Here is a 23,315-nt window from a genome sequence, read left to right as displayed (position 1 = left end):
CCGCCGGGTGGGTCATGGTGGATTAGCCCTCTGCCGGCGGCCTGAAATTGATCTTTGTAGCCCGCCGCACCGCTCTTGTCAAAATCAATTCGGCGCCCGCCGCAGCCGGGCAAAAAGGGGCTTGTCAAAAAGGCGCCATTGATACTATGGGTGGGGTGGGATGCACGCCCAAAACCAAGGAGCATACCCGATGCGTTCTCCGGATGTCTCCGTGACCAAACGGTCGCTTTTTTCGTGGGTCTTCGCCTACAACCTGCATCTGCAGGCGCTTCTGCTGGCGGTCATCATCATCACGGTCTTTGCCCGGGTGCTTCCCCTGGAGATGCAGAAGCGGGTGGTCAACGAGGCCATCAAGCTGCGCGACGTGGACCTGCTGATGCTTTACTGCGGCATCTACCTCGTGTCGGTCCTGGCCGCCAGCGGCCTCAAGTACCTGATCAATATTCTGCAGACCCTCATCGGCCAGCGCGCCCTGGCCGAGATGCGCAAGGCCCTCTACCACCATCTCCTGACCCTGCCGCTTTCCTTCTTCCGCAAAACCCAGCCGGGGTTGGTGGTCGCCTCTTTGGTCAACGAACTCGTCGCAGCCGGGGATTTCGCCGGCGAGGCGCTGGCCGTGCCCATCACCAGCCTCCTGACTCTGCTGGTCTTCGCCGTCTACCTGGCGTGGCTCAACCCGATCCTGGCGGCCGTCTCGCTCTCGATTTACCCCGTGGTGCTGCTCATCATCCCGCTGCTGCAGCAAAAGGCCAACCAAGCCAACAAAAAGCGCGTGGACATCACCCGCCACTACTCGGATATCATCGTCGAGTCGGTTTCAGGGATCCACGAGGTCCAGGGCAACGGCTCCTACGAGATCGAAAACCTGCGCCACGACCAGGAGGTCGAAGACCTGCGCAAGATACGGGTGCGCTGGAATTTGCTGCGCTTCGGAATCAAAACCGCCAACAATTTTTTCACCAACCTGAGCCCTTTCCTGGTGTTCATCATCGGCGGCTACCTCACCATCCACGGCCGGCTGGAACTGGGTGCGCTGGTGGCCTTTCTCTCGGCCCAGGAAAAGCTTTACGACCCCTGGAAGGAGCTGATCGAGTTCTATCAGTCCTATCAAGACGCAATCGTGCGCTATCGCCGCACCATGGAGTACTTCGATGCCGCCCCCGAGTACCAGCTGGCGCCCGTGGACCGTGCGCCCTATCACCTGCGCGGCGACCTTCAGGTTCAGCACCTGTCCTTCGCCACCGAGGGCGGCATCCTCTTGCTGCAGGACATCAACCTCTCCCTGGCCCCGGGCGAGCACTTGGCCCTGGTGGGCTTCTCCGGCAGCGGCAAGAGCACCCTGGCGCTGTGCGTCGGTCAGCTCTACCGCTACACTGGCGGCCACGTGCTGATGGACGGACGCGAGGTGGCGGAGATGACCAAAAGCGACATCGTCAACAACGTCGGCTTCGTCTCCCAGAGCCCCTTCATCTTCGGCGGCACCATCCAGAGCAACCTGCTCTATGGCTGCGAGGCCCGCAAACAGGCGGCCGGGGCGGAAAGCACCCCGCCGATGCCGACCCTCGACCAAATCATCGAGGTGCTTCAGCAGACCGGCATTTTCGTGGACGTGCTGCGATTTGGCCTCAATGCGCGGGTCTCGCCCCAGCGCGACGGCGACCTGATGGCGGTGCTGGTGCGGGTGCGGGCCAATTTCCGGCGGGATTTTGGCGAGGCCCTGGCCGACAGCGTGGAGTTTTTCAATGTGCAGAACTTTCTCCACCACGCCAGCATCGCCGAGAACCTGATTTTCGGTACGGCCAACGACCCCGCCTTCGAAGCCCCCAACCTCTACCACAACCCCTATTTCCTGGAATTTCTGGAGCGCGCCGAGCTCACCGGGCCGCTGCTGAAGCTCGGGGCGGAGCTGGCCCGGCAGACCGTGGATATCCTGGGCAATCTCCCGCCCCAGGACATCTTCTTCCGCGAAAGCCCGATCCAACCCGAGGAGCTGGAGGATTACAAGCAGATCGTGCAGCGGCTGGAAAAACAGCCGTTGGCGGACCTACCCGCTGGCGAGCGCGAAAAGCTTCTGATCCTGGGGCTGCGCTTCACCCCCGCGCGGCACAAGACCGTGGCCCTCTCCGGTTTGCTGGAAAAGCGGGTCATGGCCGGCCGGGCGCTTTTCAAGGCGGGGATTGAACGGGATTTTCCCGATGCGCTTGCCTTTTACCAAACGGCCGTTTACATTCATTCCGAGACCATTCTCAACAATATTCTCTTCGGCAAACCCAAAAGCAGCGGCTCCCAGGCCGAGGAAAAAATAAACCAGAGCATCGTCCAGGTGCTCATCGAGGAGGACCTGCTGGAGAGGATCATCGAGATCGGGATGACGTTCGACGTCGGCAGCAAGGGTGACCGGCTCTCCGGCGGCCAGCGCCAGAAAGTGGCGATCGCCCGGGCGTTTCTGAAGAACCCGGAAATCCTGATCATGGACGAGGCCACCTCGGCCCTGGACAACAAGTCCCAGGCCCGCATCCAGCGCCTGCTGGAGGCCCGCTTCAAGGGTCGTACCACCCTGATCGCCGTGTTGCACCGCCTGGACATCGTCAAAAATTTCGACAAGATCGCGGTGATGAAGGCCGGCAAGATTCTCGAGTTGGGACCTTACGAAGAGCTGATGAATCGGAAAGGAACCTTTTATGAGCTGGTCACCGGAAGAAAATAGGACGGACGCGGCCTGCGAGTTCCAGCAGAATCTGGACATCCTGCGCGAGGTGCGGTTTTTTGCCGGGCTGTCGCCCGAGGCCCTCAAGCTGCTGGCGTACCTTTGCGCGCGGGAGAGCTTTAAGGCGGGGGAGCGCCTCTTCACCCAGGGGGAGGACGACGGTCAGGCCTTTTTCCTGGTCTCCGGTCAGGCACGCCTGTTGCGCGAGACAAACGGTCGCGAGCACGAGATGCGCGTTTTCGAGGCCGGCGCTTTTTTGGGCGGGATCACGCTACTGGGCGGGATGCGGCGTCTGTTTTCCCTGGTGGCGGTGACCGATGTGGTCTGCCTGGTGCTGACGCGCGAAAAATTCTCGCGCGTGCTGGAGCAGTTTCCCGACATGATGCCCAAGGTCCTCAAGGGGCTGGTGGAGAGCATCAGCGCCTGGGAGGAGCGCTTCATGTCGGATGCATTCCTGGGCGCCGACAGCTGCCAAAAGAAATCGGGGGTCAGTCTGATCTGAGCCTTGCAGCCATCCCGGATGATTCCATGGGTGCAGACACACTAGAACTCAAACTGCAAAACCGCCTCTCCGAACTCAGGCGTCTGAGCCGGCATCTGCAGGACTTCGGCGAGCGCCACGGGCTGCCGCCAAGATGCGTATTTGAAATCAACTTCACCCTGGAGGAAATCCTGAGCAACATCATTTCCTACGGCTTCTGCGATGACAAAGAGCACTGGATCACCGTGCGCCTTCGGCTGGAGGGCGAGACCCTGACCATCCGGGTCAAGGACGACGGGCGCCACTTCAACCTGTCCCAGGTCCAGCCGCCGGAGATCCACTGCCCGCTGGAGAAGCGCTCGATCGGGGGGCTGGGGATATTCTTCATCCGCAAATTCATGGACCGGATCGTCTACGAACGGCGGCGGGACACCAACGTCCTGACCCTCAAAAAACAGATCCGGCGCTGAGGGCCGCCGCCGGCCGCATCTGAAAGGTAATTTCTCCATGGAAATAACCGAGCGACAACAAGACGATATCTTGATCTTCAGCCTCTCCGGGCGGCTGGATTCCAATACTTCGCCGGACTTCGAAAAGCGGCTTTCCGATGTGATCCGCCAGGGGACCCGGTGTCTGGTGGTGGACTTCGGCGCGCTGGATTATATTTCCAGCGCGGGGCTGCGGGTCATTCTGAAAGCCACCAAGGACATCAAGCGCGCCGAAGGCAGCTTTGTCCTCTGCGCCATGAAAGACTACGTCCGCGAAGTTTTCGAAATCGCGGGTTTTGACACCTTCCTGCCGATCTTTACCTCCCTGGAGGACGCCCTGCAGCAGTTTTAGGGTCGCGGCAATCAACAATTCCACATTATGGCGCCGGATTTTGGTTTGTCACCCAGGCACATTCGCCGGTGCATATCGGGATACGTGCCGGCGGATGTAACGCCGGTGACGTGCCAAAAGACAAGCCAGATGTGGAATTATTTCTTGCCGAGGCCCTTGAGCTCCCCCGGCGGGGCCTTGAGTCCGATCAACCCCCGCTTGCCCAATTCCTTCAGGAAGCGCGTGACGGACACCTCCGCTTCGCGCGGATGCAGCTGAAACTCGTGCGCAAAGGCCCGCACCACCCCGGCCACCGTCCGCCGACCGTCCAGAAGGCGCCAGGCCGCCGTCCCCAGCGTGTCCAGCTGCAGCCGGCGGGTCTGAACCTCGGCGGCCGGGGCGCCCAGGCGGCGTGCCAGGGACCCGAACCACGGGCGGACCCTGACCGGGTAGACCAGCAGCAGCTCGCCTGAATCCAGCGGGCTTTCCTGGACCTCCGGGTTTTTGGTGGGCCGGCAGGCCAGCGACGCCGCGCGGGCGGCGTCGGTCTCGGCGGTTTTGCGGCGTTTAAAAACTTTCATAGGCTTGGCAGAGGGCGTCCAGCCATGGATAGGGGGGCGCCAGGCGGCCTTCCAGACTGACCCCCAGGAGACGGTTGCGCTGCGGCAGATGCCAGATCCGGTAGCGCCGGTAGCGCTCGCCGGGGGTGAGTCTGCCCCACCAGCGCTGCCAGCCCCGCTGCGGCGGGTCCTGGGACCATTCCAGACCCTGATGGGGGCCGATCGCCAGGTCTTCCGGCCGGCCGTCGCTCCCGGGCAGCAGGCGCCGGCCCAGGGTCGCCAGGGCTGTTTGTTGCAGCAGCACCCCGGCCGGCCCCCAGCGGTGCAGCACCAGCCGCTGGCGCGGGCCTTTGAAGACCAGCTCGAAATAGCCCGCTTCGAAGCGCTGGCCGGCCAGCTGGAAAATCGCCGGGACTTCGGCCCGGATGTCGAAGAGGGCGTAGACCACGGTGGGGGCCGGACCGTGATCCCGGAAGGCGGAGAGGACCCCGGCGGCGGTCGGTCCGGCGCCGGCCCCGGGGGGGTGGAAAAACTGGACCAGGGTGGCCTGACGGCAGACCGGGCAGCAGAGCACCGCACCGCTGGCGGCCTGTCCGCCGGCGGACCAGGAAAACCCCTGGCAGGCGAACCCCGTCAGCGCCTTTTGCCAGGCGGCCGGCAGTGGAATGGGGCGGATGAGCCTGCGGGGGCCTTTGCGGGGCTGCAGGCGGCGCAGATAGTCGGCGGGGTCGGCGTGCCTGCCGGCGGCCGGGCCCCATCGCAGCTCCATCGCCGGCCCGTCCGGCGAGGCCAGCAGCAGATAGCGGCGGCCGATCTCGCGGGGCTCCCACCTGGCCGGGACCCGCAAGCGTACGCCGTTCCAGGCGGTCTCACGCCAGTCGTCTGCGGGCGTGGAGTCCACAGGGGTCATGCCGGCATCACGCGGGCTGTGGGGCTCATCGCGGAACTAGCAAATCCCAGTCCACCGGGCCGCGGGCAGCCGGCGGCTCCCCCGGGGCCGCCGACTTTGGCTGCCGCTTTTCGAAGCAGCGGCGTTCGGCCTCGATCAGGTGGCTGGCCGTCAGTTTGACCGCGTTGCCCATTTTCTCGTCCTCGTCGCGGGTGTTGTGCTGGAGAATCAGGCTGATGCAGGTGCCGTCGGGCTCGGTGAATTGCCATTTCCAAGCGATCACCACGTGAAACGGGTCGCCGCGCCACTCGCTGGGGTTGCCGAAGCGCTGTTTGAAGCGCTTCAGCAGCGCGTCGTAGAATTTGCGCGAGGACTCGGCATACTTCAGCTTGATGCGTACGATCTGCCCCGGCTGGTCGCAGGTCCCGAAGGCGATGTAGCCGCTTTTAAACTGCGGCAAATCGATGATTTCCACCTCCTGCAGGAACTCCATGTGGCGCACCGGCAGCGCGCTTGCCATGCGCACGCGATCCTCCACCGCCTGGACCGGCGCGCCCAGGACAAACCCGCCCACTTCGAGCGGGGCCTTGGCCTCACACCAGCCCCGACCCACCAGCAGGCCGGCTACCATCGCGAAAACCATCCATCTGAGCATTTCGGTTTCCTCTTCCGGCGATACGGTCGCCAGGTCCGTCCGCCGCGCGGGTTATACGCCGATTTCACGCGCCAGCTCGGCGCCGCCGCCCGGGTCTTTGATGTTTTTCATCAGGGTGTCCATGTGCTCGCGCATGCGCTGCATGCGTAGGCGCACCAGGCTGTCCACCACCTCGATGCACTGATCCGGAAAGCGGATCAGAATCTTGCGAAAACTCTCACGGTCCACGCTCAGGGTTTCGCCGGCGGCCGTGGCCCGGGCGCTCAGCGGCCAGTCGTAGCGTGCCAACAGCGCCATGTAGCCGAAAAATTCCATCGGCCCAAGGACCTGCAGCGGGAGCGTCCGTCCCGACTTCTCCACCGACAACGTCACCTCGCCGCTCAGGATGAGGTGGGCCCGGTCGGCCTGCTGGTTCTGGCGGAAGATAAAATCCCCCTGACGGAAACGCCGTCTACGAGCAATGTAAGCATAGAGCCGCAGGATTTCAAAGGGGGTGCGCTCAAAAGGGCCCAGCTGTCTCAGGTAGTCCATGTTCTGGGCCAGTTCGCTGCGGTTTTGACGTGCCTCGGCGGTCATTTCAGGTCGTCGCTCCCCTGACAAGGTCGTAGAAGCTCCCCTGTCGCTCCATCAGGTTGTCGTAGGTACCGGCCTCCATCACCCGCCCGGCCCGCAGCACCAGGATCCGGTCGTAGGCCCGGGCCGTGTCCAGGCGATGAATCACCGCCACCACCGTTTGACGGCCCTTGAGACGGGTCTCGATATACTGCTGGATCCTGGCCTGGGAGGTGTTGTCCAGGCTGGCGGTGGCCTCATCCAGGATGAGAATCGGGGTTTCCTTGAGCAGCGCGCGGGCGATGGCGATTTTCTGGCGCTGGCCGCCGGAGAGGCGGTCGCCCTTGCTGCCCACGGCGAAATCCAGGCCGATTTCCATCACGGTGTCCAGCAGCCCGTTTTCCTCCAGCGCCTTGGTCACCCGTTCGCGCAGCTCGGCCTGGGCGGTGTCCTGCTCGGCTTTGAGGGTGCCGAAGACGAGGTTGTCCAGCAGGCTGCGCGAGTAGAGGTACTCGGTGGGACAGTAGATCGAAAAGTCGCGGTTGCCGCCGGTCTCCTCGGCCGGCCCGGGGTCCTCGCCGCGCATGAAGTGCTCGGTGGCCAGCTGGCAGCGCCGCAGCTGAAGGTGGCCGACATTCTGGATGAACCGCTGGCGGGCGGCCACGATCGCGGCCGCCAGGGACCCGGGGATCGCGGCCAACTTGTGCCGGGCGGGGATGAAGCGCAGCGCCAGGAGCTGCAGCTGGGCCCGGTCGGCCGCTGGCAGCCCGCTCGGGCTGGTTTTGGCCGCCCGCCCCACGATCCGGGCGTAGGTTTCGAACTCCTCCGGGGCCATCGGGCTGGCAGCGAAGAAAAAGGCATCGTCGCCGATCTTTCCCAGCAGGGCGACGGTTTCCGCCGCCAGCTTGGCGCCCAGCTCCAGCAGGGGGCTGTCGAGGTCGTTGGCTTCCAGAAAAGCGGTAAAGGCCGGATTCCGCGGCAGGTTGGAAAGCGCCCAGGCGGGGTCGTGGACGTCGCCGAAAAACAGATTGTCGTAGATCCGCAAATGCTCGAGAAACCGGTTGACGTTGTAGAACTCCACCGCTTGACCGAGTTTCTCCGACAGCTGGCGGTGCAGCCGGTTGCGCATCCGCAGCAGGTCCGCCCGCAGGGGCTGGCAGCGCTCGCGGTCCAGGACGGCGTTTAAGCCGAAGCGCACGATGTCCTCGGCAAACCCCACGGCGGCGGTCATCTCCAGCAGCCGGCGGGTGTCCGGCAGCGCCGGGGGCGGTCCTTTGGCCGTGGCCGCGGCGGCCAGCGCGCGGCAGCCGTAGAGCAAGTTGTCGCGCACCGTGCCGCTGAAGATGAAGGGGTGCTGGGCCACGAACCCGATGTTGCGGCTGACGTCCAGCTTGGTCAGCTCCCGCAGTTCATGCCCGTCCAGCCGGATGTGGCCCCGGCGGTAGCTGTAGAGCTGCCCCAGCAGCATGGCCAGGGTGCTTTTGCCGCTGCCGGAAAATCCCACCAGGGCCATCTGCTGGCCGGCGGCGAGATCCAGGCCGACCCCGTCCAGGAGCTGGATCTGTTCCTGGACCGTCAGGCTGAGGTCGCTGACCGCGATGCTGCCGCTCAGGCGGTGGGCCGGCCGGCCCTCCGGAAAGAGGGCGAACTCGGGGGCCTCATCGAAGTAGCCCATCACCCGCTCGTAGCGCACGCGCGCATCCTGGAGGTCCTGATAGTATTCGATCAGCTCCTTCCACGGCTCGTAGACCTTCTCGTAGGCCGAGAGAAAGGCCACCAGCGCCCCGAGGGTGAAGCGGCCCTGGATCACCAGGTAGCCGCCCAGCAGGAAGAGAAAAAAGGGCCCCAGGTTCTGGAAGAGGTTGTTGAGTGTCTTGGTGCCGAATTTGTATAGAAATAAGCGGTTTACCAGGTCGAAGAGCCGCCGCGCGATGTCGCTGAACTTGGCCTTTTCGAGGGCGAAGCTGGCATTGCCCTGGATTTCGAGGATGCCCCCGACGGCCTCGCCGACGACGTTGCTCATCTCGCGCACGGCGTCCACCCGGCGGGCGTTGAGGCGATTGTAGCGCCGTTGCAGGATCGGGATCAGAACGATCTCCAGGGGGTAGATCGCCAGGCTGATCAGCGCCAGCAGGGGGTCCAGGTAGATCATGTAGGCCGCGAAGCTCAGCAGCATCAGCAGGCTGGTGACCGGAACGGCCAGGGCGCCGCCGATGAAGTGGCCGACGGCGTTGAGTTCCGCGCTCAGGAGGCTGATGACCGTACCCTGGGGGGTCCGGCGAAAGAACTGCAGGGGCAGCTGCAGCATGTGGGTGTAGAGCGTCTCCCGCATTTCCAGCAGGATTTTCTGCCCCACGTACTTCTGCAGGACGTTGATGGCGTACTTGAAGAGCGAGGCCAGCAGCACCGCCGTCAGGAAAAGGCCGCAGTAGAGCAGCAGGAGATCGACTTGCTTGAGCTCGATGGCGCTGTTGATGATCCGCTTCTGGAGCTCCAGAGGCAGCAGCCGCAGGCCGATGCTGACCAGAATCAGCGCCAGGATCAGCAGTTGCAGCAGGCGGTGGCGCTGCCGGATCCAGTAGAAGAGCGATCTTTGGGTGATCATGGCCGAAGGGTCCGTGGGGGCAGCCTTAACCGGCGGCGTCAGTAGGCCAGGCGCCCCAGCGATTTGAGAATCAGCGCAAAGCCCATGGCGAACATGCCGGTCAGGCCCATACCGCAGGAGAAGCCGGCCAGCAGCACCGGCGCGTACTGGCGCCACATGGCGCCGTAGCGCTTCAGAAAAAAGAAGCGCCCCAGGAAAGCGCCGGCCACCTCCAGGATCATGCCGTGGGGGGTGCTCTGGCCGAGGCCCCGGACCACGCCGTAGATCAGCAGCACCGGCAGCCCCAGGACCGACAGGACGGCGTAGACCACCAGGCCGAAGCCCAGCCCCGAGAGCACGTAACTGGCCCTGAGGGCCTGGAAAAAGAGCGAATTGCCCTCCAGGGTGGAGGTCTGCATCAGCAGGGTGTTGAGCGCCTGCAGGTGCCACAGCTCCTGGGCGTAGGGGTAGTTGCTGGAGGGGATCGGCGCCAGACGCCAGATGAACTGCGAGAACAGCAGGCTGGCCACCATGACTACCGGGAAGACCACCAGCTCGGCCTTGATGATGCCCCGGATGCTGGTGCCAGTGAGCTCGATCTCGCGGAAGTGGACGGTGGCCTCGCCGTAGTTGTGGATGGGTATCGGGGCGTACCAGATCTCGATGCCGCGGTAGCCGAAGAACTTGGCACCGGCGATGAAGCTCGCCTCGCGCACCAGCGGCAGGTTGACGAACTGGCCGGCGATGCCCTCCATGCGGGCGGTGATGTAGGAGATCACCGGCGTGTAGACGAAGCCGTAGGCCAGGAAAAAAACCCACGGGAAATTGGGCACCAGCCAGCGGCACAGCAGCACGTAGGCCAGGGTCGAAAAGACATAGATGGCGATGGAGATCCAAAAATTGAAATCGCCGCGCCCCGGCGGCGGACGGAAAAGCGCCTTGAAACTGCCCTGGCGGCCGGGGCCGCTTTTGCCGAAGGAGCGCGCCACGTGCCAGACCCCCACGCAGCCGATGGCCAGCCCCAGGCCGATGCCGAAGCTCATGTAAAAGTCGAAGTTGTTGGCAAAGACCGTGTCCACGGTTTCCATGCCCGGGTGCCAGCGGTTGAGAATGCCGTGGCGGTAGAGGATCGGGTTGGCCACCACGGTGATCACCAGCCCCACCAGACCGCCGATGACCGCCCAGAAGGGCAGCACCATGCCGATGAAGATCAGCCCGAGGTCCAGCTGCAGGCCGGTGGCCACCGCCGGCAGCACGCCCTCGGTGTGGCGGGTGAGCTCGATCCAGGGGATCGGGATCAGCCGGATGGGCTCGGTGAAGATCAGCCCCGAGACGGTGGGCAGCAGCACATAGATCCCGCCGAAGGCCAGGCCGATCACCCCGCCAATGGAAAACACCCGCCATTTCCAGCTTTTCTGTTTGTCCTCGGTGGACTCGGCCAGGGCCATGGTGCCCAGGGCGCCCACGGGCGCCATGGGAAAGGGCAACTTTTCGACGTCCGAGGTGATCCGGAAAAGGGCGTAGCCCAGGCCGAAGTGGTCGATGCGCTGGATCACCTGGGAGCCCACCAGCAGCAGGATCGGGATCAGCCAGTCGCGGTGGAAGAAGGTGCGCTCCACCAGGGAAGCCGAATCGGGCCCCGGCGCCACCCAGGAGGGAATGAACTCGGTCACCCCCAGCATGCGGGCCGCATCCGACTGGACCAGGTACTGGCTCCACAGCAGGCCCTGGAAGGGCGAGGAAAGGGCGGCTCCGGCCATGTAGTAGAGCAGGAAAATCTCCTGCTGCTTCAGTTCGGTGTAGGAGCGTTTGGCGATCTCGGCAAACAGAATGATGGTCACCCAGCGGGCCGCCGGGCCGATGCCGGTGCCGATCACCAGCTGCAGGTACATGCTGCCCGGCATCATCAGAAATCCGATGAAAACCGCCCCCACCACGGTCTTCCAGTCGAAGCCCTCCTCGAAATGGGTGGGCGTTTTGAGCAGGTCGCGGTATTCGGCGAGTTCTTTGTCGATATACATGCCCACGGATTCCCAATGCCGGTTGCGGTTTGAGACGGCCGTCGGACGGCCGGCCGCCTTCAGTCGGGCAGCACCAGGTAGCTGGCGCCGGCGAAAAGCCCCACCACGGCCCAGATGCCCCCCATCAAAAAATCCCCCAGGATCAGGCCCACGAAGAACAGCCGCAGGCGCTTGAACAGGACCACCCCGCCGTAGCGCATGCACAGCGCGTTGCACAGCCAGCCCACGAAAAAGCTGAACCACAGGATGCGCATGGCCGAGCTATAGGCGGCGAGGTAGCCCAGCGGGTGGATCGGCCACCAGTAGAAGCGGTGGTAGCAGATCACCAGGACCAGCATCAACGCCGCCCCCAGCAGGCCGAAGAGAACCACCCAGTGGCCGCTTTCCAGGGGGCTTTCGATCAGGGCGAAAACGTTGTCGTAGACCGTCAGGGTGGTTTGGGTTGCCCAGTCGAACTGCAGTTCGCGTACCCCGAATTTGTAGCACAGCGCCAGCATGGCTACCAGCGAGACGACGATCCCGGCCAGCAGCGTGACCACGATGCCGCCGGCCACCAGGCGCCGGTTTTTTAGCGGTGCGCTGATCTTGCTGGCGTGCAGGAGTGAGGGCATCAGCGACTCGCGCAGGTCCACGAACATGACCTTCTGCACCACGGCCGCGACCAAGAGGCCCATGTGGCTGAAGAACCCCGGGCCGAAGAAGGTCAGCAGGCCGTCGATGGGGGCTGTGGTGAGGGTGAAGTAGGCGATCCCCCCCTGGCAGATGATCCGGCTGGCCACCAGCAGCACCATGAACGAGGCCCCGATGAAGAGCAGCGAGGCCGTCAGCGGAACGCCGAAGTAGCGGCACCAGGCCACCAGGCCGCCCCCGCCGAGCACCACCCCCCAGAAGGCCAGACGGGTGGAGAACCATTCCGATTCGGCCGGGGCCGCCTTTTTGAGCCACAGGGCCTCGCGCAGGGTGTCGGCCAGGTGAAAACGCGCCAGCCACATTAGGAAGAGAAAAAAGACCCCGTAGGCGCCCAGCATCTGCATCTCCTCGGGGTGGGAAAGGGTCGGCCCGAAGGTCACCCCTAAAGCCGCCGCCGGGATGTTGTAGCCCAGGACACCCAGCAGGCCGGAGAGCAGGCCGCCCAGGATGAAAAAGAGCCAGAAGGAAAAGGAGATCTGGCGCGAGGTCAGGAAGGCGAAGCCGATGAAGGCGGGGTAGATGTAGATTTTCAGCTTGTAAAACCCTGAAAACAGGCCGGTTTTGGGGAAATAGGGGCCCACCAGGATCAGGGTCGGCAGCTGGGGCACCGCCGGCAGGTAGAAATGCAGGCCGTTTAACAGGTGCAGCGCCACCGGCAGGAGCATCCCGCAGAGCAGGAAGCGGTCGGTCAAAAAGTCGCCCAGGCGCCCCGCGTCAAGAGCGTCCTCCATCAACTGCGGCACCCGCAGCAGCGGGAAGTTCATGCGCTCGTTGGCCAGGGCCTGACGGCTGAGAATGTTCACCAGGCAGAGCATCACCAGGTAGCACAAGAGGATGAAGCCGCCCCAGCTGGCCAGCGGCACGATCCAGGCCTGCCAGGGGATCTGGCGCACGACCGTCAGCCAGCCCATCTGGCGCCCGCCGATCAGCCCGTTGTAGAGGGTGGCCACCGCCTCGGCCTGCTGGGGGAAGAGGGCCTGGGGCAGCAGCGGCTGCAGCACCGTTTCCCAGCGGTTTTCGACGTTGGCAAAGTGGTACGGGGCGGTCAGGTTGATGAAAAAGGTGCGCGCCAGCCCCGTGTAGGCGATGCCGGAGACGAGCACCATCAGGATCCAGACCACCAGCAGCTCGCGACCGTTCAGCCACGGCCGGCGGCCCGCCAGCCGGCCGGCGGCGGCCACCAGCAGCGTCAGCCAGAAGAGGATGAAAAACGGCGCCAGCGGGAAATGACCGCCCCCCAGCGGCGTGGCCTGGCGGTAGACGTTGTTGAAGGGGGTCAGGGCGCAGATCACCGTCGCCAGCAGCAGGCCGATCAGAACGGCACGCGGGCGGATGGCGATCGCCGCCGACTGCTCCGGTTCCCCGGGGGGCGGGGTGGCGGGTGCGGGCGGCGTGCTCATGTGCCGGTGCTGCTGCTTGCGCTTGAAAAGAGGCCCATGGGCGGGGTGTCCTCCTTTAAAGGTATTGGTTTGGGTGCCTTTCAGACAGTCGGGGCGGGCCCGGCCGTCTCCAGCCGCCCGCGGTAAAACTCCTGGGTCTCGGCCGGCAGGGACCGCCAGACCAGCAGTTGTTTGCGCAGGTCGTTGACGAACACACGGTTCACCCGGCCCCAGACGTTGGCCTCGCCGGTCTGGCGCACCAGCCGCAGCCGGATTTCGTAGAGGTCCGGTTTGTCCTGCGACGGGCAGAAGGTCACCGTCACCGTCTGCATGATGCCGAAGTCAAACGGCGCCAACCAGACCTTGGCCCGCAGGAAGAGGCAGGTCGCCCCGTCCGGGGCTGACGGCTGGTCCTCGAAGCCGAAGTCGATCTCGCCGCTGGAGAACAGGCCGTGGGAGACGTCCTGGTGGCCGCGGAAGTGGTCGATCACGAAGCCGCCGATGCTGAGGTGTTCGTGATATTTCATCAGGAAGGGCAGGGTGATTTCGATGGTGCTGCTCTGGGCGTCGGGCAGGCGCCAGGAGCGGTTGACGTCCGGGATGGCGATCTCGGCGGCCACTCGCGCCGGGTAGATGACCGACACCAGCACCACCAGGATCACCAGCAGCATCGCGGCCACCCCCGCCAGGGAGGAGTAGTTGACCGTGATGCCGGCCCACAGGGTCGTTCCGGCAAAGAGCTTGGCGGAGCTCTGGGCCAGCAGATAGCCCAGCACGACGCTCAGCACGGCGAAGGCCATGGCCTCGGCGACGAACAGAAACCCCACGTGGGAGGGCGCCAGCCCCACTGAGGTGTAGATCCCGATTTCGCGCTTGCGCTCGTAGACGCTGCCGATCATCGTGTTGAGCACGATGAAGACCGAGATCACCAGCGGGATCAGGATGTTGGGCACACCGCTGTAGCGGATCGTCTCGCTGGCGTGGTAGATGAAGGTGCCGTCCGGCTCCCCGCTGAAAAGCGTCAGCCCGAAGCGGTCGGCCAGCTGCGCGGAGAGGGCCTGCAAATCCTCGGACGCGTCCGGCCGCAGGGCGGCGGCCTTCAGCCGGCCGCCCAGGGCGAGGAGGGTGTCCGCCGGCACGATTACCGTCAGATCGGCAGGGATGTGCTGGTACGCGCCCTGCAGCTCGAGGACCTCGTCGCCGGACTCCAGGGCGTCCATCTCCACCTCGGTCAACTCCACGGCGATGTCGCTGGGAAAGGTGACCGGCGTCAGGATCTCGCCGTCCAGGTCGGGGCGCCCCTGGAGGCGTTCGCCGGAGAAAACGCCGGCAATCTCGAAGGGCAGCCCCCAGAGCAGCACCTGGGTGCCGGCCGGTGGATCGGTTCCGATGCCCAGCTCCCGGGCCATGCGCTCGGAGATCAGGACGGCCTTTTCCTCATCCTCGCGGAACCAGCGCCCGCCCACCAGCACCTGGTCCAGCCCCGTCACCGCGGGCTCGTTGCTGGCCAGCCCGATCATCCCCTGGGCCTCGTAGCGCCGGTCGCCAAAGCGCAGCGGGATGCGCGTGGACCGCGTCCGGTCGGCGTCTTCCAGCCAGACCCGCGGCGCCACCAGGCCGCTGTCGTGAAACTCGTTGGTGATGATGCCCAGGGCCTCGGGCGGCAGGTCCTGCCAGTTGACGTTCTTCATCAGGATGGCCGGGTAGGGGGCGCGGTCCTGGTAGAGCATGCGGGCGTGCTGGCGGTTGGTCTTGACCGAGGTGAAACTCATGATGGTGAAGGTCAGGATGATCAGGGTCAGGCAGGTCAAAACCGTCCGCAGCCGCCGCCGCCGCAGGTTGTTGACCCCCAGGAAAAAAGCCGCCACAAAGGCTTTCCAGCGGCTGATCTCGCCGGCCGGCAGGCGGCTGGCGCGCCGCTGCAGGCGCACCATCTCGTTTTCGAAGCGGAAGAAGATGATCAGCGTGACCACCAGCGAGAGCCCCATGATGAAAAAGGCCAGCACCACCACCAACGGGCTGTAGGCCAGCTGAAAGGCCGGGTGGACCTGGAAAATGACGGCGATCAGGACCGCCAGGATCGCCACGAAGGCCACGATCCGCTTGTGGATGTTGGCGTACGAGAACAGCAGCCGCTCCAGGCAGAAGGCGAAGGGGACGAACAGGGCGATGTAGAAGAGGACGCCGAAGAGGACGTCCTTCTGGGTCTTCTGAACATGGTTGTAGACCCGGCTGGCCAACGCCCAGGAGCGGGCGGCGGCGGCGGCGGCGCGGTCGAAGCGGCGGCCGTCCAGGTCGGCTTCCGCCTGCCGCAGGGCGGACACCCCCTCCTCCCGGAGCTGGCGGATACGCTCGTCGTGGATGCCGTGGGTCTCCAGGGCCGCGATCCGGGGGGTCAGCAGGGTCCACATGTCGCGGGCGACGTGGAAGGCCGTCTGGGGGATGCTGGGATAGTCGTCCACCGGGAAACCGGTGCCCTCGGGATGGTCCGGGGTGGCGTTGAGCAAGAGCATCTTGTTGCGCAGGACGGTGTCCGAGAGGGTCAGCTTCATGCGGGTCCCCGGCTCCAGGAAGATCGAGGCGATCACCGAGCTGCGGGTGTCGATCCGGCTGTACCAGTAACGCAGCGGCAGGGCCTCGCGGCGGCCGTCGAGGACCTGGATCTTGGTGAGGTAACGGAAGCTGCGCGGCTCGAGCAGGTCGAAGATGGTGGTCTGGCGGCAGCTGAACATCACCAGGTCGGTTTCCATGTTCCGGCGCTGCATTTTCAGCCGGTAGGCTTCCTTGCCGGTCTGCTTTTTGTCGATGGCCCAGAGGGTCTCCCCGCTTTCGGGGTCGAAACGATAGCCCTCGATGATCACCTTGTCCAGCACGTGCCGCTTTTCGGCCACGCCCTTGAGCTGGAAGCGGCCGCGGGCGTCGACGATGGCGTGATGCCGGGCCGGTCCCTGAAAGGCCAGCAGAACCGCCCCCGGTGCGGCCTGGTCGGGAAACAGCTCGCCGTGGCGCAGACGCTTGGCGTGCCCGGAAACCGTGGCGAAGCCCTCGGAGGGTGCGATGCCGCTGTCCAGGCGGGGCGCCCGGGCGAGGGCCTGAACGAGGCCGCAGACCAGCGCGCATTGCCGTGCGGCCTGGACGGTATCCACCGCCTGGGGCCGGTCGCCGGGGGTGCCCCAGCGGGTCCGGGCGTCATTGACGGTGGCCAGGGTGAAGCCGAGATAGCCGGCCAGCGCGCTGACCTCGCCGCCCAGATGGGGCTGGTCGATGAAGTGGCTCTGCCACGGGCGCACCCGGCTGGGGCGCAGGGTGTCGCGGAAAGCATAGGGCAGCTCCCCGGCGGAGGCCATGGCCGCCGCGCCGGCGTTGAGCACCTCGTTTAAGGTGCTGTAAGGGGCCACCCGGTTGACGCTGGGCTTGAGCGGGTAAAGCCAGCCGCGGTTGAAGGCCCCGAGCCCGTCGCCGTGGCTGGAAAGATGCAGCGAGACCGCCGCTGCCAGGTCGTGGGCCCTGACGATGCCCCGCAGGCGGTTGGCGCTCTCCAGCAGTTCCAGCTGGTGGCGGGCGTCGGCCAGCAGCATCTCCTGGCGGCGGATCGCCTCGGGCAGGAGCATCTTGGCCGCGGCCCGCTCGGCGGCGTTCAGACCGGCAAAGCCGCTGCGCCACAGCAGGCCGCGCAGCACCTGGCGCTCCTGGGCGAGGGTGTTGATCCGCCCGCGGCTGGCATTATCGCTGCCGTCCAGGCGCAGCTGGATGAGCTCGCGCGAAATCCGGTCGACCTCGGTTTTGATCTCCTCGGCCAGCGCCTCCCTGAGATCGCCGCCGGCTGTCTCTTGGCCGTCGAAACCCGAGACCGCAGCCTGCCCCAGGAGGTCCGCCATCTGCCGGGCGGTTTTGACCACCCGCTGCAGTTCGCTGCGGGTCTCACGCAGCTCCCTGGTTCGGGCGCTGATGCTCCAGACCAGCTCGCGCATCCCGGCCAGCTCGGTGGCATGGCCGTCGGTGGCCACCAGCAGGATCGAGCGCGCCGGCGGGTGGTCGCGCAGCTCGGCCGCCAGTGTCAGCAGGCTGGCGATGCCGCAGGCCTCGTCGCTTCCCGGGGCGCGCCCGAAGACCAGCGGGGTGCTGTCGTAGAAGGCCTCCACCAGCAGCAGCTGCTCTTTCAGGTCCGGGTCGGTTCCCGGCACCAAACAGTAGATGTTTTCGCCCACCGCCGGCTCCCAGCGCAGGTCCGAGGTCAGCCGCACGTTTTCGGCCAGCACGCTGCCGACAGTGCCTTCGAAATCGCCCAGGAGGCTGTGCGCGACCTCCAGCGGCAGCCAGAAGCGCGGGAAGCGGATGGGGGAAAGCTCGTGTTTCTCCTCGAACAGGGTTCGCGGGGAGTCCCCGCGGTCGACGTAGATCAGGGCCTTGGCGCCGAGGTTGGCCGCGTGCAGCCAGTTGCGGCCGGAGGTCAGGTCCATCAGAACGATGGCGCCGGCAGTCGGGGTGCCGTTGAAATTCGGCAGGTCCCCCGGGCCGACGTAGACCAGCGGCCCGTCGAGGCCTTCGGGGGCGATGGTGCCGGGTGAGATGGCGTTGCCGTTGATGGGGTTGAGGGGCGTGCGCCGGCCTTGGGCCGGCAGGGCGATGCGGCTTTGGGTGTGGCGGCGCAGCGGCAGGGCGAAGCGGTGCACGCCGACGTCCTCGAACCCCAGGGCCGTGAAACGGCCCCGAATGGCCTCGGCGGCAGCGCGGTGGCCAGGGGTGCCGCTGCTGCGATCATCCCAAGCGCTGAGGGCTTTCAGGTTTGCGGCAAAATCGCCGGGTTCCACGGCGGCCGCCGGGGGTCCCGCGGCGGCCAGGATCGCCAGCAGCGCCAGGGCGCAGCCCCAGCGGAGCGGGAAGCGGATCTGGCGGGATGGTTCGGCCGGTTTTGCCATCTGCGGTCACCTGCCGGCGCCTGGGCCGGCTCTCAAAATGGCGCCACGGTTGTGGCGTTCGGTTTCGTTTGGTTCGGTGGGCGCGCCCGCCGCTGCCTGCGGGGCTATTCCCGGGAGCCGATCGTGCCCACCGAAATGGAGAGCTCTTCGCGGTCCTCGATTTTGTCCACCAGCCCGTCGCGGATCCAGACCACCTGATCCGAGACGTTGAGCATCTTGAAATCGTGGGTGGCCGAGATCACCGTCACCCCCCGGTCTTGGCTCATCTGCTTGAGCAGGGCGATGATCTCCTCGCCGGTGGTGAGGTCCAGGTTGCCGGTGGGTTCGTCGGCCAGGATGATGGCCGGGTCGTTGGCCAGCGCCCGGGCGATGGCCACGCGCTGCTGTTGGCCGCCGGAAAGCTCGCTGGGTTTGTGTTCGAAGCGGTCCCCGAGCCCCACCAGCTGCAGCAGCCCGATGCCCTTCTCCACCGCCTCGTCGCTGTTCATGCCTGCGAAGGTCATCGGCAGGGTGACGTTTTCAAGAGCGGTCATGACCGGGATGATGTTGAAGGTCTGAAAGATGTAGCCGATCTTGCGGCAGCGCAGCCAGGCGAGCTCGTAGGCGTCCAGCTGGGCGATGTCCACCTCGTCGATGAAGACCTTGCCGGCCGAAGGCTTGTCCAGGCCGCCGATCATGTTGAAGAGCGTACTCTTGCCCGACCCCGAGGGGCCCATGATGGAAATGTAGTTGCCGGCGGCGATTTCCAGGTCGATGCCTTTGAGGGCCTCCACCAACACCTTGCCGAGCTTGAAGGTCTTGATGACCCCGGAGACGCGGACGATGTTGCGGGTTTCGGTCATGGTTCCCCCGGCTGATGCGGGTCAGTTAAAAAGAAGGAACACCCCGCTGGTGCAGGCTACTGCTCCACGCGCATGGCCTCCACCGGCTGCATGCGGGCGGCCACCGCCGCCGGGTAGAGGACCCCCAGCAAGCTGAGGGCGATGCCCACCAGGGTGGCCCACAGGATCGAGGCCAGCACCTCCCCGGCCGGCAGCACCCGCAGGGCCAGGCCGCCGAAGGCGATCCAGGCGTTGAGCACTGCGAACAGGCCGCCGGCCGCAGCCCCGATGGCGGCCCCGGCCAGCCCCTGCATGCCGGCCTCCAGGACGAACAGCCGCAGGATGAAGCGGTCCAGGGCACCCAGGCACTTCATCGTGCCGATTTCGCGGAAGCGCTCGGTGACCGCCATCAACTGGGCGTTGACGATGCCCACCACGCACACCAACAGCGACAGGATCACGATCCAGCGCTGTTTGGGGCTGCTGCCGACGCTGGTGTCCCGCGGGCCGAAGTCGTAGCCGGCCTGGCTCAGGTCCTGGCGCACGACGGGGTCGCCGCTCGCCAGCAGCCCGTTGGCCATATCCGTGCCGACATTGACGAAGCTCAGGAAGGAAACCGCAAGCACCAGGCTGAGGGTCGTGATCATGGAGCGGAAGAAGCGCGCCCGGATGCTCTTGAAGGCGATTTCCACCGATTTCTTGAAGGGCAGAACCACCTGCCGGGCAACCGACCCGCCCCGCAAGCCGGGCTGCGCCGCAGTGGGTCGATCGCCGGCCATCAGCCCGTCCTCCAGTTTTCCGTCCGCCCTCCGTTTTCGGCCAGCGCCGGCATTCCCGTCAGCTGAAATCCCCGGTGGGCCTTCAGGGCCGCCAGAAGGGCGTCCAGAAAAGCGGCGCCGGCGGCGTTCATCCTTTGGTGGTGGATCATGATCCCGCAACGGCCGGTGGCCACGGCCGCCTGCAGTTCCTCCCCCAGCCCCTGCCAGGCGCGCTCGGCAGTGGGCTCCCGGCGGGTGTGCAGGTCGAGGTTGACCGCCAGCTCCGGCATGCCCGGCGGTGCCTGCGGCCGGCTGCCGCTGCTGCGCGAAACGGCGCGGTAGTCGGCCTCCCGGATCAACTCCAGGGCCTCCGCGCTGCAGCGGTTCCAGGGCGGGGTGAACGCCGGGTAGAAGGCCGGCCCCATCAGGGCCTCCAGCCGCTCCCGCCCCCGCCGCAGGTCCGCCGCCAATTGGGACCGGGGGCGTGCGGGGCCGAATTCCTGCTTCTTGCCCGCCGGTTCGTGGTTGACATGCCGCCAGCCGTGTTGATGCCAGCACCACAACCCGTTTCCACCGCCGGTCAGGGCGGCCAATCGTTCCCAGCGGGCCGTGGTCAGCCAGGCGGGCACCACCGCCAGCCCCAGGGGCGCCCGGTGCCGCTGGAAGAGCCCCACCAGGCGCTCGAAGCGCCGGCCCGGAACGCCGACGTCGTCCGCGCGGCAAAAGACCGTCACGCGCCGGAAGGCCTTGGCAGCGGCCAGGCCGTCGGTCAGCCAGCGCGTCAGGCGGGCGTCCAGATCGGGCGGCAGGGGTGCGCGCCACAGGGGTGAAGGGGTGGTCTCGGGCATGGGGCATTCATCCTGGGCCGTGGGGCCGGTTACCAAACCCATAGCACAAACTGGGGATCGGGGGGAATATATAGATCAAAAGAATCTCCACACCGCCCGCTGCGCTCGAGACGCAAAGTAGGCCGAGAAAACAGTGTCGTTTTCCTCGCCTGATGCAACCGGTGTTTTATGTCCCGTTGTCCCGGGCCGAGCATCGCAGCAGCTGGCGAAAAAGGCCCTGTGGTTGTTTGAGCGTAAGCGAGTTCCACAGGGCCCGCCGGCTGCGAGAAGCGCAGGGCAGCCCGAAGGGCCCCGGGACGCGGGCGGTTTCTTTTGGTTCGTTTTCTTGTCCGTACAAGAAAATGAACATAAGACCCATGGGAATGCTAAATCCAGTCCATTCCCAAAGTGCCCACCAAAGTTCCTTTCTGACAAACACCGTACTGCGGGGTAAAATGCTTTCTACACCGCCATCAAAATTGATGGACCGGTAAAAAGTAGAAAATCAGACAGTTTCGTAAAAAGCCCAAGTTCATGGCGCGCAAATCTCGAGGAGTGAGGGGTACTTATGTACGCCGCAGCGACTTCGAGATGCAGCGCAACGCGGAAATTGGGTTTTTTACGGAACTGTCAAAATTACGAAGCGCCGGAGGTCAGCCAGGTGGCCGTGGCGGCGGCGCCGTCGAGGTCGATGTCGCCGGCCTGCGCCGGTCCGGCCGCCAGGCGCCGGCGCATGCGCCCGGCCAGGACTTCGGGCCGCAGGTCCGCGGTCGTGAGGACCTCCAGGGCGCCGCGGCCTGCCAGGCGCGCAGCCCGCAGCCCCTGTTCGCGGTTCTGGGCAAAGGGCCAGACCAGGGCCGGGACCCCGGTGGCGAGGATGTTCATGCTGGTGTTGTACCCCGCCATGCTCACCGATAGGTCGGCGGCGGCCAGGTAGGAGAGGAAATCGGGGCTGAAGCGCGCGACCCGGCAGGAATCGCCGGCAAAGCGGCGCAGCCTTTCATAGGCCTCGGCCGCCAGAAACGGCCCGGAAAAAATCTGCAGGCGGCAGCCCGCCCGGCGCGGCAGCCGCCCAAAGGCCGCCGCCACAGCCTCCAGCAGCTCCCCGCCGACGCTGCCGCCGCCGGCGCTGGCCACGATCAGCCGCTCTTCCGGCCCCAGACCCAGCCGCCGCCGCACCCGCCGGCGTGCGCCGGGGTCCGGGCGGGGGGCCACAAAGCCGGTGTAGACCTGCGGGACGGGAATCTCGGCGCTGCGCCCGAAGGTTTCCTCCAGGCGCACCACGGTTGGGTCGGCATGGATCAGGAGGGCGTCGAAGAAACGCCCCAGGCGGTCCAGGACGCGGGCCTCGTAGGCCGCGGAGTCCGCCTTTTCCACCAGGATGTCGCGCAGGCTGCAGACCACCCGCGCCGGGGGCAGGTCGCCGGCGCGGATGGCCTGCAGGACAGGATCCAGTTCGAAGCCGAAGGCCTTGCGGCCGAAGGGGTAAAGCTCGATGACGACGGTCTCCGGGGCGGCCTGGTCCACCAGGTCGAAGAGCAGCCGCCGGCGTCGGGCCTTTACCTCGTCCGGGGAAACCTCGCCGGCGGCATCGTAGAGCCGGCTGAAGTCGGCGTCCATCATCAGCGGCGGCAGGGCCGCCTCCCGCACATTGGGCGGCAGGGGGGCGTCCACCCGGCTGCCGCCGGTGACCAGCGTCACCGGGTGGGGCGCCAGGGCCCGGCAGATCGCCAGGCTGCGGAAGAGGTGGCCGATTCCCAGCACGTGCTGGCAGTAGAAGGGGATTTTCATAATTTGGAAGTTTTCGCCTTTTTTTCATTGTTGTTACTTTTCTTGTGCGGACAAGAAAAGTAACCAAAAGAAACCGCCCGCGCCCCGGGGCCCTTCGGGCTGCCCTGCGCTTCTCGCAGCCGGCGGGCCCTGTGGAATTCGCTGGCGCTCAGACAGCCACAGGGCCTTTTTCGCCGGCTGCTGCGATGCTCGGCCCGGGACGATGGGATGCAAGGCTCATCTGATTTTAGCTTTCTTGGTCACCCCAATGGAATGATATTTCAGTCAAAAATAGAATCTCCGATTTCCGGATGATTCGGATGCAAACCATGAATCACTTAAAAAAGCCTTACTGCTGCGCGTGAAACAAGATGAAGCAGTAAGTTAATATTGGGGATGGTGGTATAGTAAGTTCAAGTTACGGCGCGCAAATTTCGAGAAGTGAGGCGTACTTATGTTCGCTGCAGCGACTTCGAGATGCAGCGAAGCGCCAAAATTGGCCTTTTTGCGAAACCTTCAGGGTTGCGTGCCTGGGTCGAGGGCCAGGCGGTTGAGGGCTGTGGCCGTCAGGCGGCCGCCCGCGGCGCACAGCCGGTGCAGGTGGCGGGGCCGCAGCAGGGGCCCTTCGTTCGGCAGGAAGCGGCGGCCGCTGAGGCCGTAGGCCAGGCACTTGATCACCCCCTCGTGGGTGATCACCAGCAAGGTTTCCCCGGGCCAGCGCTGCGCGGCCGCCGTCAGGGCTGCGCGGCCGCGGCGCCAGACCTCGCGCCGGGATTCGCCGCCGGGCGGGCGGAAGTCCCAGCCGCGGGCTTCGGCGGCGGCCAGGCTCACGGGGTCGCGGGCCCTCAGGGCTGCCAGGGTCTCGCCGGTCCAGCGGCCCCAG

The 23,315-nt window shown here is 65.6% G+C and carries 17 protein-coding genes; 4 read left to right on the top strand and 13 right to left on the bottom strand.

Annotation, left to right across the window (positions count from 1 at the left end; all coding sequences use genetic code 11):
* Window positions 1-190: 190 nt before the first annotated feature.
* Genes LJE63_06005 through LJE63_05990 form a run of 4 tightly spaced genes read left to right on the top strand, consistent with a single transcriptional unit; the run spans window position 191 to window position 4,028 of the window.
* A complete protein-coding gene (locus tag LJE63_06005; protein MCG6906163.1) occupies window positions 191-2,707 on the top strand; it encodes an ABC transporter ATP-binding protein/permease in 2,517 nt (838 codons plus the stop codon).
* Window positions 2,682-3,209 carry a Crp/Fnr family transcriptional regulator gene (locus LJE63_06000; GenBank protein MCG6906162.1) on the top strand — a complete coding sequence of 176 codons (528 nt, stop codon included), beginning with the start codon at window positions 2,682-2,684 and terminating at the stop codon, window positions 3,207-3,209. The genes LJE63_06005 and LJE63_06000 overlap by 26 nt, the downstream gene beginning before the upstream one ends.
* Window positions 3,210-3,235: 26 nt before the next feature.
* Window positions 3,236-3,658, top strand: a complete 423-nt coding sequence (locus LJE63_05995) for an ATP-binding protein (protein MCG6906161.1) — start codon at window positions 3,236-3,238, stop codon at window positions 3,656-3,658.
* 37 nt (window positions 3,659-3,695) lie between these two features.
* The gene (locus tag LJE63_05990; GenBank protein ID MCG6906160.1) at window positions 3,696-4,028 is read left to right on the top strand and encodes an STAS domain-containing protein; all 333 of its coding nucleotides are present in this window, start codon (window positions 3,696-3,698) and stop codon (window positions 4,026-4,028) included.
* 137 nt (window positions 4,029-4,165) lie between these two features.
* Here the strand turns inward: LJE63_05990 and LJE63_05985 are convergent, their stop codons facing one another.
* The 13 genes from LJE63_05985 to LJE63_05925 all read right to left on the bottom strand — a co-directional run.
* On the bottom strand, window positions 4,166-4,588 hold the full coding sequence (locus LJE63_05985; GenBank protein ID MCG6906159.1) for a PqqD family protein: 423 nt from the start codon (window positions 4,586-4,588) through the stop codon (window positions 4,166-4,168).
* Window positions 4,575-5,477 carry a hypothetical protein gene (locus tag LJE63_05980; protein MCG6906158.1) on the bottom strand — a complete coding sequence of 301 codons (903 nt, stop codon included), beginning with the start codon at window positions 5,475-5,477 and terminating at the stop codon, window positions 4,575-4,577. Before LJE63_05980 ends, LJE63_05985 begins: the two co-directional genes overlap by 14 nt.
* A gap of 25 nt (window positions 5,478-5,502) precedes the next feature.
* On the bottom strand, window positions 5,503-6,111 hold the full coding sequence (locus LJE63_05975; GenBank protein ID MCG6906157.1) for a hypothetical protein: 609 nt from the start codon (window positions 6,109-6,111) through the stop codon (window positions 5,503-5,505).
* A 51-nt stretch (window positions 6,112-6,162) separates the two neighbouring features.
* Window positions 6,163-6,687: a Crp/Fnr family transcriptional regulator gene (locus tag LJE63_05970; GenBank protein ID MCG6906156.1), complete on the bottom strand. Its 525-nt coding sequence runs from the start codon at window positions 6,685-6,687 to the stop codon at window positions 6,163-6,165.
* Between the two features lies 1 nt (window position 6,688).
* On the bottom strand, window positions 6,689-9,268 hold the full coding sequence (locus LJE63_05965) for an ATP-binding cassette domain-containing protein (GenBank protein ID MCG6906155.1): 2,580 nt from the start codon (window positions 9,266-9,268) through the stop codon (window positions 6,689-6,691).
* A 38-nt stretch (window positions 9,269-9,306) separates the two neighbouring features.
* The gene (locus tag LJE63_05960; GenBank protein ID MCG6906154.1) at window positions 9,307-11,268 is read right to left on the bottom strand and encodes a peptide transporter; all 1,962 of its coding nucleotides are present in this window, start codon (window positions 11,266-11,268) and stop codon (window positions 9,307-9,309) included.
* Between the two features lie 59 nt (window positions 11,269-11,327).
* Complete coding sequence (locus LJE63_05955) at window positions 11,328-13,358, bottom strand: hypothetical protein (GenBank protein MCG6906153.1); 2,031 nt, start codon at window positions 13,356-13,358, stop codon at window positions 11,328-11,330.
* An 80-nt stretch (window positions 13,359-13,438) separates the two neighbouring features.
* Window positions 13,439-18,256 (bottom strand): peptide ABC transporter permease, encoded by a 4,818-nt coding sequence (locus LJE63_05950; GenBank protein MCG6906152.1) that lies wholly within the window; start codon window positions 18,254-18,256, stop codon window positions 13,439-13,441.
* Between the two features lie 104 nt (window positions 18,257-18,360).
* Window positions 18,361-19,098 (bottom strand): ABC transporter ATP-binding protein, encoded by a 738-nt coding sequence (locus LJE63_05945; protein ID MCG6906151.1) that lies wholly within the window; start codon window positions 19,096-19,098, stop codon window positions 18,361-18,363.
* Between the two features lie 56 nt (window positions 19,099-19,154).
* Window positions 19,155-19,856 (bottom strand): ABC transporter permease, encoded by a 702-nt coding sequence (locus tag LJE63_05940; protein ID MCG6906150.1) that lies wholly within the window; start codon window positions 19,854-19,856, stop codon window positions 19,155-19,157.
* Window positions 19,856-20,683 (bottom strand): polysaccharide deacetylase family protein, encoded by an 828-nt coding sequence (locus tag LJE63_05935; GenBank protein ID MCG6906149.1) that lies wholly within the window; start codon window positions 20,681-20,683, stop codon window positions 19,856-19,858. The genes LJE63_05940 and LJE63_05935 overlap by 1 nt, the downstream gene beginning before the upstream one ends.
* 615 nt (window positions 20,684-21,298) lie before the next feature.
* A complete protein-coding gene (locus LJE63_05930; GenBank protein ID MCG6906148.1) occupies window positions 21,299-22,453 on the bottom strand; it encodes a glycosyl transferase in 1,155 nt (384 codons plus the stop codon).
* Window positions 22,454-22,948: 495 nt separating this feature from the next.
* Window positions 22,949-23,315, bottom strand: a 367-nt coding sequence (locus tag LJE63_05925) for a histidine phosphatase family protein (protein MCG6906147.1), incomplete at its 5' end; no start/stop codon positions are given.

The sequence above is a fragment of the Desulfobacteraceae bacterium genome, assembly GCA_022340425.1.
Classification (GTDB): Bacteria; Desulfobacterota; Desulfobacteria; order Desulfobacterales; family JAABRJ01; genus JAABRJ01.
Note: the sequence above shows the minus strand (reverse complement) of the source record. Positions and strands in the feature narration are given on the sequence as shown.

What these genes read in the sequence shown, in the direction of transcription:
- LJE63_06005 (MCG6906163.1), top strand. Translation starts at nt 191, where the DNA reads ATGCGTTCTCCGGATGTCTCCGTGACCAAACGGTCGCTTTTTTCGTGG.
- LJE63_06000 (MCG6906162.1), top strand. Translation starts at nt 2,682, where the DNA reads ATGAGCTGGTCACCGGAAGAAAATAGGACGGACGCGGCCTGCGAGTTC.
- LJE63_05995 (MCG6906161.1), top strand. Translation starts at nt 3,236, where the DNA reads ATGGGTGCAGACACACTAGAACTCAAACTGCAAAACCGCCTCTCCGAA.
- LJE63_05990 (MCG6906160.1), top strand. Translation starts at nt 3,696, where the DNA reads ATGGAAATAACCGAGCGACAACAAGACGATATCTTGATCTTCAGCCTC.
- LJE63_05985 (MCG6906159.1), bottom strand. Translation starts at nt 4,588, where the DNA reads ATGAAAGTTTTTAAACGCCGCAAAACCGCCGAGACCGACGCCGCCCGC.
- LJE63_05980 (MCG6906158.1), bottom strand. Translation starts at nt 5,477, where the DNA reads ATGACCCCTGTGGACTCCACGCCCGCAGACGACTGGCGTGAGACCGCC.
- LJE63_05975 (MCG6906157.1), bottom strand. Translation starts at nt 6,111, where the DNA reads ATGCTCAGATGGATGGTTTTCGCGATGGTAGCCGGCCTGCTGGTGGGT.
- LJE63_05970 (MCG6906156.1), bottom strand. Translation starts at nt 6,687, where the DNA reads ATGACCGCCGAGGCACGTCAAAACCGCAGCGAACTGGCCCAGAACATG.
- LJE63_05965 (MCG6906155.1), bottom strand. Translation starts at nt 9,268, where the DNA reads ATGATCACCCAAAGATCGCTCTTCTACTGGATCCGGCAGCGCCACCGC.
- LJE63_05960 (MCG6906154.1), bottom strand. Translation starts at nt 11,268, where the DNA reads ATGTATATCGACAAAGAACTCGCCGAATACCGCGACCTGCTCAAAACG.
- LJE63_05955 (MCG6906153.1), bottom strand. Translation starts at nt 13,358, where the DNA reads ATGAGCACGCCGCCCGCACCCGCCACCCCGCCCCCCGGGGAACCGGAG.
- LJE63_05950 (MCG6906152.1), bottom strand. Translation starts at nt 18,256, where the DNA reads ATGGCAAAACCGGCCGAACCATCCCGCCAGATCCGCTTCCCGCTCCGC.
- LJE63_05945 (MCG6906151.1), bottom strand. Translation starts at nt 19,098, where the DNA reads ATGACCGAAACCCGCAACATCGTCCGCGTCTCCGGGGTCATCAAGACC.
- LJE63_05940 (MCG6906150.1), bottom strand. Translation starts at nt 19,856, where the DNA reads ATGGCCGGCGATCGACCCACTGCGGCGCAGCCCGGCTTGCGGGGCGGG.
- LJE63_05935 (MCG6906149.1), bottom strand. Translation starts at nt 20,683, where the DNA reads ATGCCCGAGACCACCCCTTCACCCCTGTGGCGCGCACCCCTGCCGCCC.
- LJE63_05930 (MCG6906148.1), bottom strand. Translation starts at nt 22,453, where the DNA reads ATGAAAATCCCCTTCTACTGCCAGCACGTGCTGGGAATCGGCCACCTC.